Origin of the sequence: Loigolactobacillus binensis, assembly GCF_005405165.1 — a bacterium.
GTDB classification, from domain to species: domain Bacteria; phylum Bacillota; class Bacilli; order Lactobacillales; family Lactobacillaceae; genus Loigolactobacillus; species Loigolactobacillus binensis.
Map to the genome: position 1 here is coordinate 1 of NZ_BJDN01000009.1, position 12,704 is coordinate 12,704.

Annotated in this window: 7 protein-coding genes; 3 read left to right on the forward strand and 4 right to left on the reverse strand. The window is 45.1% G+C overall.

Annotated features, from left to right (window positions below; translation table 11 throughout):
* Positions 1-104: 104 nt before the first annotated feature.
* From FFM78_RS05695 to glpK, 4 genes are all read right to left on the reverse strand, one after another.
* Positions 105-617 carry an HdeD family acid-resistance protein gene (locus FFM78_RS05695; protein ID WP_137637481.1) on the reverse strand — a complete coding sequence of 171 codons (513 nt, stop codon included), beginning with the start codon at positions 615-617 and terminating at the stop codon, positions 105-107.
* 57 nt (positions 618-674) lie between these two features.
* On the reverse strand, positions 675-1,553 hold the full coding sequence (locus tag FFM78_RS05700; RefSeq protein ID WP_137637482.1) for a cation diffusion facilitator family transporter: 879 nt from the start codon (positions 1,551-1,553) through the stop codon (positions 675-677).
* 154 nt (positions 1,554-1,707) lie between these two features.
* A complete protein-coding gene (locus tag FFM78_RS05705) occupies positions 1,708-2,427 on the reverse strand; it encodes an MIP/aquaporin family protein (protein ID WP_137637483.1) in 720 nt (239 codons plus the stop codon).
* 40 nt (positions 2,428-2,467) lie between these two features.
* Complete coding sequence (glpK, locus tag FFM78_RS05710) at positions 2,468-3,979, reverse strand: glycerol kinase GlpK (protein ID WP_223877015.1); 1,512 nt, start codon at positions 3,977-3,979, stop codon at positions 2,468-2,470.
* Between the two features lie 341 nt (positions 3,980-4,320).
* Between glpK and galE the strand changes: the two genes are divergently transcribed.
* The 3 genes from galE to FFM78_RS05725 all read left to right on the forward strand — a co-directional run.
* On the forward strand, positions 4,321-5,313 hold the full coding sequence (gene galE, locus FFM78_RS05715; RefSeq protein ID WP_137637485.1) for a UDP-glucose 4-epimerase GalE: 993 nt from the start codon (positions 4,321-4,323) through the stop codon (positions 5,311-5,313).
* 887 nt (positions 5,314-6,200) lie between these two features.
* Positions 6,201-6,818, forward strand: coding sequence for a response regulator transcription factor (locus FFM78_RS05720; protein ID WP_137637486.1), 618 nt, complete (start codon positions 6,201-6,203; stop codon positions 6,816-6,818).
* A gap of 328 nt (positions 6,819-7,146) precedes the next feature.
* Positions 7,147-12,704 (forward strand): KxYKxGKxW signal peptide domain-containing protein (locus FFM78_RS05725; RefSeq protein WP_137637487.1); only part of this gene is annotated, 5,558 nt, incomplete at its 3' end.

Consider the following 12,704-nt stretch of genomic DNA (forward strand, 5'->3'; position numbering starts at 1 on the left):
ACAACAAATGCGGACCAAACCAAGTAAAAAAACAGCATTAGAAGTTAAATAACTTCTAATGCTGTAAAATTGACTATCAACAGGATTTGACAGAGAGCCTTTTTTTATTGGCGGCGGGTTTGCCACCAGGTCACGATCTCGCCGATACTCATTACGATCAAAAAGGCACCAAAAATTTGAAAACCGAAAAGAACGCTCCGGAAAGGATTGAATAACAGAAAACCGCCGGCCAAAATGATCACAATACTATAGATGATGCCGCCCCAAGGAGTCACGTTAACGAATTGACGCCGATTTAAGGTTTCAACCAATTTGAAAATACCGTAAATCAGTAACAAAACGCCTAAGAAGATAGGCAAAATACTCACGATTCCAGGTGCAAAGATCAGAACAAATAATGCGGCAATAATTTTAAATACACCACTGAACGAACTAATAGTGTAGACGTTGCGCTGCCGCGAACCGTTGATCAAGCTGAAAATACCGGAGATCAATAAATACAGTGAGATGGCGTAGACCCCAAAACGAAAAACGGGGTGGGGAAACAGCAGAATAATCCCACCAAAAATAAAGTAAACTAAGGCGCGTAACCAAGTGTAGCGTTGTAATGCTTGCATAGAATCATCCTTTTCCTAACTGAAGTTGTCGCTTAGATTTTAACACGAAAGCAGCAGTTAAATCGAGTTTTCTACATTTTCCATTTTTTGACAATCGCCATATTCAACTTGGATCGTAATGTGCTGGATATTATATTTTTTTCGTAATTGTCGATCTAAATCGTTTAAAAACCGATCATTGTTTTCGGCGGTATCGCGAACTAAATGAACACTTAGTGCGTTGTCAGCCGTACCAATCGCCCAAACGTGTAGATCATGAATTTTGGAAACACTAGGCTGAGCAGCGATACAATTCGTGATCGCTTCTAAATCAACATTATTGGGAACGCCATTTAAAGCTAAATTAATGGCATCACGGAGCAGACCCCAAGTGCCGATCAAAATAATCAAGGCGATCACTAAACTAACTACTGGATCGAGCCAAGCCCAATCAGTGACCAGCATAATACCACCAGTGATCACCACCCCTAGGGAAACGCCAGTATCAGCTGCCATGTGCATAAAGGCACCTTTGATATTTAGATCGTCCTTTTGCCCACGCACAAATAAGAAAGCAGTGATCCCATTGACAACAACACCTAGCAAGGCCACAAAAATCACCGTTAAACCGTGGGGTGTTGCTGGTTGTTGCAGGCGTTGAATGGCCTCAGTAACGATCCCGCCAATAGCGATCAGCAGAAATACTGCATTAAATAAAGCGGCTAAAATAGAAGCACTTTTATAACCATAGGTTCGTTTACTGGTAGGCGCCTTCTGACTGAGCCATAAGGCGATCCACGCCACTAGCAAACCTAGGACATCACTGAAGTTATGACTGGCATCGGCGATCAATGCCATAGAATCTGTTGAAAAGCCAAAACTTAATTCGGCAATTATATAAATAAGATTGAGACTAACGCCGATAATAAACGGCGTTTGTTTTTCTGTAATAGTCAAACGATCACGCCTCTCCCAACTTTTTATATGAGCATCCGTTCATATGTTAATGATAACACAGGATAAAAAGTCGGCCAACCTAAATCTTCTGCTGCTGAGCAAATGGCAAGTTAGTTTTTGCAGGGTACGCGTTGGTTAGTTGTTATTAAAGCAGTCAAGGAATCAAAACGAATAAAGCGGCGCCTAAAGCACCACCGAGTAATGGACCCACGATCGGCACCCAACTGTAGGCCCAATCGGAGCCCCCTTTATTAGCGATCGGTAAAGCGGCATGCGCTAAACGGGGGCCAAGATCACGGGCGGGGTTGATCGCATAGCCGGTAGTCCCACCTAGTGAAAGTCCGATGGCTGTGATCAGCACACCAACCACTAAAGGATTTAAGCCGGAAGTGAAGTCACCACGGGTGAAGGCCAGCAGACTAAAGACTAAAACGGTGGTGCCGATTATTTCACTGACGCAGTTGGCTAGATAACTGCGAATTGCGGGACCAGTAGCGAAAATGCCTAAAATCGCAGTTTTATCCTTAGTAGCGCGCCAGTGCGGACCATAATGGAGCCAAACCAACGCTGCGCCAACAAAGCCACCAGCGATTTGGGCCAACGAATAAGGAATTACTGATGACCAAGGAAATTTACCAGCGACGGCCATACCTAGTGAAACAGCTGGATTTAAATGAGCAGGGCTCAAAAAAGCGGAAGCGTAAACCCCTAAAGTGACTGCTAAGCCCCAACCAATGGTGATAGCGACCCAGCCACCATCCCGAGCTTTGGACTTATTTAAGGTGACACCAGCAACGACGCCATCCCCAAGCAGAACTAAAACCAATGTGCCGATAAATTCGCCTAAAAGTTGCAGGCTCAGACTGTCTTTCATAAAATTCACCTCATTATAAAAGTTAACCACACGCGCATTATTATGAGCGTGATTTGTGTTTGAACATTTGTGTGGCAGCCACAGCTTCTTGCCAACCAGCATATAAGTTATCGCGTTGGGCCGCAGCCATATTAGGTTGGAAAGTATCACCAGCGGCGTATTCGGCCTTAATAGCATCTAAATCTTGCCAGTAACCGACTGCTAGGCCAGCTAGAAATGCTGCACCTAACGCGGTGGTTTCCAAGTCATGTGCCCGTTGTAACGGGATGTTTAAAATATCGCTTTGAAATTGCATCAACAGGTTATTTTTGGCAGCACCACCATCAACTTTTAACATAGGAATATCAATACCGGAATCTAATTTCATCGTATCAACAACATCGCGCGTCTGGTAGGCAACGGCTTGTAAAGTAGCCTTAACAAAATCTTCACGCGTTGTACCGCGGGTGATGCCGAAAACAGCGCCTCGCGCATCAGGATCCCAATAAGGTGCGCCAAGGCCAGTGAAAGCAGGCACCACATAAACTTCGTTATCGTCATTGGATGCTAAGGCCAGCTTTTCCGATTCGGGGGCGGTACTGATCAAGCGCATACCGTCACGTAACCACTGAATCGCAGAACCAGCCACAAAAATACTACCTTCCAAGGCATAATAAACCTTGCCATTGATCCCGTAACCGATCGTCGTCAGTAGATTATGGGTCGATAATTGTGGTTGTTCACCAGTGTTCATGACGATAAATGAGCCAGTGCCGTAAGTATTCTTGACCATTCCTGGTTCAAACGCCATTTGTCCGAAAAGCGCGGCCTGTTGATCGCCGGCCATCCCGGCAATGGGCACTTCACTACCATAGAAATGGTAGTCTTTGGTTTTGCCATAAATCTCAGAGTTAGGTCGTGCTTCTGGCAAGATCGCCTTGGGAATATTCAAAATTTTTAGAATCTCATCATCCCAAGTTAAATTATGAATGTTGAATAACATGGTGCGGCTGGCGTTGGAATAGTCGGTGACGTGAACAGCGCCGCCAGTTAATTTCCAGACGATCCAAGTATCAATGGTTCCAAACAACAAGTCACCTTTTTCAGCTCGTTCTTGGGCTCCTTCGACGTGATCGAGGATCCACCGAATTTTAGTGGCGGAGAAATAAGCATCGATCAATAAACCAGTTTTATCGTGAATTAAATCGGCATAACCAGCTTCTTTAAGCTGGGTGGCAATATCAGCAGTTTGGCGTGATTGCCAGACGATCGCGTTGTAAATTGGGAGCCCAGTATTTTTATCCCAGACGATCGTCGTTTCCCGCTGATTGGTGATGCCGATCCCAGCAATTTGGCGTGGTTTAACGCTTGATTCAATAAAAGCATTGGCAATTGTGGAAAGAACGGCATTCCAGATCTCGTTGGCATTATGTTCGACCCATCCTGGTTGTGGAAAATACTGGGGGAATTCTTTTTGTGAATCCGCAACTTTATTCCCTTGATGATCGAAAATAATTGTACGCGTGCTGGTGGTTCCTTCGTCGATGGCAAGTATATATTGTTCTTCTGCCAAATAAATCTCCTCCTTAAAAACGATTAATATCATTAAAATTGAAGCCTAGACCTTTTCATTATAAAAGACCTGGCTTCGGTTGGAAAGCGTTATCAATTGGTTAAATTCAGAATACCGTGTTTCACAGTATTTGTGAACCTATTTACATAAAATGGTACCAATCAAGTTATTGTGCCTGCAGTTGCGTAACTGCATTTAGCACGCGCCTTTTGAAGTTAGCTGTGTGGGCCTGTCTACAAGCGCAACTTGTGCTACAATAAGTTCGTTAATAATTTTTAGCATAGCTGTAGTTGGGCGCTGTGCGCTTAAAAATCAACCTTAAGGATAGCAGGAGGAAAAGTATGGCAATTTTAGTAGCAGGCGGTGCCGGGTACATTGGCTCGCACATGGTCGATCGCTTGATTGAAAAAGGACAGGATGTTGTTGTGGTCGATAATTTATCAACTGGCCATCGCGCTGCCGTTCATGAAAAAGCCCGCTTTTATCAAGGTGACACCCGCGATAAGGCTTTTTTGACCACCGTATTTAAACAAGAAAAAATTGATGGCGTGATCCATATGGATGCTTTTTCATTGGTCGGTGAGTCAATGACGGATCCCTTAAAATATTTTGATAACAATATTTACGGTATGATCGTTTTGTTGGAAGTTATGAAAGAACAAGGCGTAAAGTACATGGTCTTCTCGTCAACCGCAGCTACTTACGGTGAACCAGAAAACGAATTGATCACTGAAACTGACCGGCAAGAACCTATCAATCCTTATGGTGAAAGCAAGCTGGCGATGGAACGAATGATTCGGTGGGCTGATGAAGCGTACGGCATCAAATTCGTTGCGTTGCGCTATTTCAACGCTGCTGGGGCTAAGGCTGATGGGAGCATTGGTGAAGATCATCATCCTGAGACACATCTGATCCCGATTATTTTACAAGTTGCGGCGGGTCAGCGTGCCGAATTACAGATCTTTGGTGATGATTATAAAACACCAGATGGCACTAATGTACGTGATTACGTTCACGTTTTAGATCTGGCCGATGCGCACATGTTGGCGCTAGAATATTTACAGGCTGGTAATCCTAGCCAAGCCTTCAATCTCGGGTCATCCACCGGCTTTTCTAATAAACAAATGCTAGAGGCAGCCCGTAAAGTGACTGGTAAAGCCATCCCGGCTAAAATAGCGCCACGCCGCGGTGGTGATCCTGATTCTTTAGTGGCAGATAGTCAAAAGGCCCGCAAGGTTTTAGGTTGGCAGCCACAATACGATGATGTTGAGGATATTATCCGGACGGCTTGGGCGTGGAAACAAAGTCATCCCCAAGGTTATGGTGATAAATAAAAGTAGTGTTCAAATTGATCGGATCCAAAATGGTTACAGCTGATCTAGTTTTCAAGTGGTCACTGTGAACTCGTGGTGTTTAATACTATGGCGTATAAGCGCTTAGCGTTTAAAATGAGAATTGGCAACTAAGTATAACTAAATAAGTTAGGTAATTAATAAAACTATTAGGGCTTGATTTCTGTAAAGTGCAGAAATCAAGTTTTTTTGTACGAAATTTTAGAACAAAATGAAGTGTCCGCGCGCTAGTCTGATAAACCCATAGGCCAATACGTAAAAATGATAGTTTAGCAAGCCGCTGCATTTAAAAAAATTAGAGAATTACTTGAATAATAACCTATCATTATTGCTACTACCCATTTTAATTAGTAAATGATAAAATATTGGTGTATAGTTCTACCATAAAATAACTTAATCTATTATAAATAAGTGATTTTAATTTAAAAGAAATTGATCGGAAAATAATAAGGCCGAAGAAAGATTACGGTGTCACTTAATATTTGTTTTACGGATAGCCCATATTTTTTAATGGTAGCTTGGAATCAGGCGGTAGTTAAAGTAGAACATGATTAAATTGCGCGTAATTTTATGCTTCATTGTTTGAAAATCATTACTGGTTCTTGTATTTAACGAGGATGGTTGCAGACTTGATAAGTAGTAAAAACTGTAAAAATTTTGTTCGGTGCTTAAGGCATGGTTTAGTCTGAAGAATCGAGTATAGATTAAGAATCAGTTGAGGCTAGTTAATCTTGACGTAACTTCACTATAATTAAAATCACAAAGAGTAAGTTGAATTTTGGTTTAAAGTGTACGATCAGTTGGTTGATCCGGCCAGTTGGGGTGAAGAAAACTACAATTAGCACTATCTATCAGTGGGGAGGGTAAAAATGATAAAGATAATGATCGTTGACAATCATCAGATTTTTAGGGCGGGCTTAAAAGTAATATTTGAAGACCAAGCTGATTATGAGGTTGTTGCGGAGGCAGAAAATGGGCGCGTTGCTGTGCAAAAATTGGCCTCAAGGGCTGTTGACGTTGTGCTACTTGATATTCGCTTACCAGTACTAGACGGTATTGCGACCCTAAAAAAGATTAAGCGGCAGTTTCCCAAAATTAAAGTTTGCATGTTGTCTATTCATAGTGATGTTGCATCTTTCAATAAGGCAATGGCCCTACATGCGGACGGATTTTTATTAAAATCGGTCTCAGCAGAAATTATGTTACAAACAGTTAACGATATAATGAATGGTAAAATGGGGGTTTCACCAGAGTTAGTGAGAAGGGCAGTCGACTATCATAATCTTAGATCGCTGTTATCTGATGCCGATTTAGATATTCTGACCAGAATTGCGCATGGTGAGCATAGTTTATTCATTGCCCAAGAGCTTCATTTTAGTGAACGTACCATTAAAAGTCGTTTAACTAACATTTATAATAAGCTGGGAGTCGATAGTCGGGCCGGCGCGGTGGCCAAGGCAATGAAGTTTAAGCTGATCGAACTTTAGCTAGTACTGAATTTAACCGATTATAATAGGTAAGAAAAAGACATAATGCAGGGGTTATCCCTAGATTATGTCTTTTTATATGCAGTAAAATGTTCATTTCGTAATTAATTAAAAAATATATATAAAAATAAACCTCCCTTTAGGGCAGCCTTCTTTGCCCAAACAGATCTACCGAATAAAAATCTTCTAAAATATAGACTTATCGGTAAGAGGAGGCGATTACACACAAAAAATATATAAAAAAATGCAATTGTATTCATTGGGCATTTCTCGAAAATAGTGTAATACCTTAACTGTTATTTACTTAAAATTAAAAGGAGTTGTGAATATGGGGAAAAACAATAGGCTCAAAGATGCCAAAATAACTGATCAGCATTACAAGATGTATAAAGCTGGTAAGCGCTGGCTTTTTGCTTCGATGGCTATGCTGACATTTGGTATCGGCCTAGCTGTGCAAACAAGTAATGTTAAAGCGGCCACAACTACCGATCCAACAACTGAGGTAGCGGCCACAAGTGGTAGCTCAGATTCTGAAAGTACGGCCGCGCCACAAAGTGAAGCCGCGCAAAGTACAGCTGCAACAACGCAAAGCACAGCTGCGTCACAAAGTGAAGCTGCGCAAAGCACATCTACAGCGACAGAAAGCACATCTACAGCGACAGAAAGCACAGCCGCATCACAAAGTGAAGCTGCACAAAGTACAGCCACTGCAACGCAAAGCACAGCTGCGCCGCAAAGTGAGGCTGCACAAAGTACGGCCACTGCAACACAAAGCACAGCTGCACCGCAAAATGGAGCTACTACAGCACAAAATATAGCTACGCAAAAAATTGCAATGCGTGCGGCCGTTCGAAGTGCAGCTACACCGCAAAGTGACACAGCGACACAAAGTGACACAACTGTTCAAAGTGATGTAACAGCACAGAGTGATGCAACCACTGAAAATAACGCAACCATTACAAAAACCGAAGAAACACACCCAACAGTTAATGACGATAATAACGTTGGTCCGCAACCGACTGATCCTGGATTAGATACGGTTACAGCTACTGATCCTGCCTTAATCAAGGGATCAATTTTTGGTAGCGAATCATCAACGGCTGAAAATAGTGGGACAACTGGACTTGGCGACCAAACTGAGGCCGACCAAGTTGTTAAAAATGCTAATGATGATACTAATCGGACCGATGGTGAATATGGTCAGATCACAACTGGTAATGGTGAATTATCAGGTGATCCAACGGCTAATGATGGCTTAGATCAAACTGTTGTTGCAACTACCACGACGGCCCAAGATAAAATTGGTGATCAGACCACAACTACTGACATCTATAATGATCAGGGTGCAATCAGTTCTGATCCCGATAATTCGACTGAACGGGCAACCACCATTTATACAACCGGGCAAAACTCTGGTATTTCAGTTTCAGCTGTTGGTAGCAACCAACATGGTGTTTCTGTAGGTGTTCCGGCTAATATTGCGGGGAGCCTTGCTGTTGGGACCTTTACCGTTGTCGACAAATCTGCCGTTGGGTTAGTACTTAAGAACGCTGCGACTAATGAATTTGTTCAAATTACTGATCCAACTGTTGCTCAGAAATATAGCATTGGTGACACTATTGATGGGCAAGCCGTTATTTACTCAAACTTTAATGGGGATGGCTTACAATACGTCACTAGTTTTGTAACAAAAACCATTGACGGTGTAAGCACCGGTATTGAAAGCGCTGGTAGTACTATAATTGGTTTAATTAATGGTGTTACAGGGGCCGCAAATACTGCATTATCACTTGTTAGCTTTTTACCTGGTGCCTCTGAAATCAAAGCTGCCTTGACAGCCTACCAAACAGATCTTCAAGCTGCAATTGACAATATCAATAACCTTGAAGATTACGGTTCCAACTTAATGAAGGACGGGATCACTGATACTTCATTGGTAGACACTAGTTATGATCCTTCTACTGGTGTGATCACGGCATTAAGCAATGATTCCGTTGCAACTTCAATTGGTAATATGGTTAATTCGTATATTACTGGTTGGACCTCTGGAATAACCGATAGTATTCAAAAGGTATTAGGACTTTCAACAACTAATGCTGACGGCACGCCGGATACGAGCAATCCTTGGACAACACTTACTGATGCAATTTCGGATGCTGTAAGTAGCAATCCACTTTTACAAGCAGCAGCAAATAGAATCTTAGGTGGGCTTTCGAGCTTCGCCACTAGTGCATCTAACACAATTGCTAGTGCTATCAACGGTGCTCAAACCACTGCAACAAATGCCGTTACTAGTGGTATTGCAAATGTTGTTCAACAAGCAATTGATGGTGGCTTAGGTGTTAGCCAAACGGCGGCTATTCCGATTACTTGGAATGATCCAACCCTTGAAGGTGGAGCTGGTACATTTACGGCTGAGACCTTTAAGACTAATACCGTTATGTACGATAAAGAAGTTAATGCAGATACGACAATTGCTTATCAAAATGTCGATAAGAGCCAATTAAGCAGTTTGATCAGTACGGCCAATGCTGCAGGAACTGATACAACTGCTGAACAAGCTGTTTTTGATAATACCAATGCTAGCCAAGAAGATGTTGACCAAGCAATTCGAGATCTAGGTGGTACGCTTACAACAGTTACAACCACTACAGTAGCAAATGCATCATTAAATCCAATTACTGGGGTTGCTGGGCAGACTGCCCAGGAGGCACTTGATGCAAATGCGGGTACTTCAATAACCATTACACCAGTTGATGGTTCTGACGCTAATATTACGGTTAGCTTAGGTGCTGGCGACTTAGTTGCAACTGGCACTGTAACGACCAATGCAGATAAGAGCACGACACAGAATTATACATTGAGTCAATCTGGTAAGGATAAGTTAACTGCTGCTGCAACTGGCTATGATATTGAAAATATCGACAGCCTACTGAGCACAGTTACTATTCCAGCGGCTAATGGTACAACAACGCCAACTAGCGGTACTTCAACACCAACAAGTGGTACAAGTACACCAACTAGCGGTACTTCAACACCAACAAGTGGTACAAGTACACCAACAAGCGGTACTTCGACACCGACAAGTGGTACAAGTACGCCAACTAGCGGCACGTCAACACCAACCAGTGGTACAAGTACACCAACAAGCGGTACTTCGACACCGACAAGTGGTACAAGTACACCAACAAGCGGTACTTCGACACCGACAAGTGGGACGAGCACGCCAACTAGTGGTACTTCAACGCCAACGAGTGGTACAAGTACGCCAACCAGCGGTACTTCAACGCCAACGAGTGGTACAAGCACGCCAACTAGCGGTACTTCAACACCAACAAGTGGTACAAGTACACCAACTAGCGGTACTTCGACACCAACGAGTGGCACAAGTACGCCAACTAGCGGCACGTCAACACCAACAAGTGGTACGAGCACGCCAACTAGCGGCACAAGTACACCAACTAGTGGTACAAGCACGCCAACTAGCGGTACTTCAACACCAACAAGTGGTACTTCGACACCAACGAGTGGTACAAGCACGCCGACAAGCGGTACTTCGACACCAACGAGCGGCACAAGTACACCAACCAGTGGTACTTCAACACCAACAAGTGGTACAAGTACACCAACGAGCGGCACGTCAACACCAACGAGTGGTACAAGCACGCCAACTAGCGGTACTTCAACACCAACGAGTGGTACAAGCACGCCGACAAGCGGTACTTCGACACCAACTAGCGGCACAAGTACACCAACCAGTGGTACAAGCACGCCAACGAGCGGCACGTCAACACCGACAAGTGGTACAAGTACACCAACTAGTGGTACTTCAACACCGACAAGTGGAACGAGCACGCCAACCAGCGGCACGTCAACACCAACGAGTGGTACAAGTACACCAACTAGCGGCACGTCAACACCAACGAGTGGTACAAGCACGCCAACTAGCGGTACTTCAACACCAACGAGTGGTACAAGCACGCCGACAAGCGGTACTTCGACACCAACAAGTGGTACGAGCACGCCAACTAGTGGTACGTCAACACCAACGAGTGGTACAAGCACGCCAACTAGCGGTACTTCAACACCAACGAGTGGTACAAGCACGCCGACAAGCGGTACTTCGACACCAACTAGCGGCACAAGTACACCAACAAGTGGTACAAGCACGCCAACTAGTGGTACGTCAACACCAACGAGTGGTACAAGTACACCAACTAGCGGTACTTCAACACCAACGAGTGGTACAAGTACACCAACTAGCGGCACTTCGACACCAACGAGTGGTACAAGCACGCCAACTAGTGGTACGTCAACACCAACAAGTGGTACAAGTACACCAACTAGTGGTACTTCAACACCGACAAGTGGTACAAGCACGCCAACGAGCGGCACGTCAACACCAACGAGTGGTACAAGTACACCAACTAGCGGCACGTCAACACCAACGAGTGGTACAAGCACGCCAACTAGCGGCACGTCAACACCAACGAGTGGTACAAGTACACCAACTAGCGGTACTTCAACACCAACAAGTGGTACAAGTACACCAACTAGCGGTACTTCAACACCAACAAGTGGTACAAGCACGCCAACTAGCGGCACGTCAACACCAACGAGTGGTACAAGCACGCCGACAAGCGGTACTTCGACACCAACAAGTGGTACGTCAACACCAACGAGTGGTACAAGTACACCAACTAGCGGTACGTCAACACCAACGAGTGGTACAAGTACACCAACTAGTGGTACTTCAACTGGTGTTCCAACTGAACCCGTACAAACGCCAGGTGGTAGTTTAGTTACGCCAGGTGGTACGACAACCACACCGGGTGGCACCACAACGACACCAGGTCAAAATACGACGACGCCAGGCGGTACAACAACTACACCAGGTGGCACAACAATTACGCCAGGTGGTACTGAAAAGACCCCAGGTGGTACGACAATTACGCCAGGTGGTAATGTCAATACCCCAGGTGGCTCAACAGTTACGCCAGGCGGTACGACCACAACGCCAGGCGGTACAACCACGACACCAGGCCAGAATACGACAACGCCAGGTGGTACGCAAACTACACCAGGTGGGACAACGATCACACCGGGCGGTACGATCACAACGCCAGGTGGTACGGAAGTCGGCCCAGGCGCTGGAACTGGTGAAGAAACTGGCCAGCCAACGCAGCCAGTACAAACACCAGGTGGTACTCTAATCACCCCAGGTGGTACAACAACCACGCCAGGTGGTACAACAACCACGCCAGGTGGCACAGTAACCACACCAGGTCAAAATACGACGACGCCAGGTGGTACGACAACCACACCGGGTGGCACAACAATTACGCCAGGTGGTACTGAAAAGACCCCAGGTGGTACGACAGTTACCCCAGGTGGTAATGTCAATACGCCAGGTGGCTCAACGGTTACCCCAGGTGGTACGACAACAACGCCAGGCGGGACAACCACGACACCAGGTCAGAATACGACAACGCCAGGTGGTACACAAACTACACCAGGTGGGACAACGATCACACCGGGCGGTACGATCACAACACCAGGTGGTACAGAAGTTGGCCCAGGCGCTGGAACTGGTGAAGAAACTGGCCAGCCAACGCAACCAGTACAAACACCAGGTGGTACTCTAATCACCCCAGGTGGTACAACGACCACACCAGGTGGCACCACAACGACACCAGGTCAAAATACGACAACGCCAGGCGGTACAACAACCACACCGGGTGGTACAACAATTACGCCAGGTGGTACTGAAAAGACACCGGGTGGCACAACAGTTACCCCAGGTGGTAATGTCAATACGCCAGGTGGCTCAACGGTTACGCCAGGTGGCACCACAACAACGCCAGGTGGTACAACCACGACACCAGG

Excerpts from the sequence above, each read along its gene's own strand:
- FFM78_RS05720 (WP_137637486.1), top strand. The coding sequence starts at position 6,201 with ATGATAAAGATAATGATCGTTGACAATCATCAGATTTTTAGGGCGGGC.
- galE (WP_137637485.1), top strand. The coding sequence starts at position 4,321 with ATGGCAATTTTAGTAGCAGGCGGTGCCGGGTACATTGGCTCGCACATG.
- FFM78_RS05695 (WP_137637481.1), bottom strand. The coding sequence starts at position 617 with ATGCAAGCATTACAACGCTACACTTGGTTACGCGCCTTAGTTTACTTT.
- FFM78_RS05705 (WP_137637483.1), bottom strand. The coding sequence starts at position 2,427 with ATGAAAGACAGTCTGAGCCTGCAACTTTTAGGCGAATTTATCGGCACA.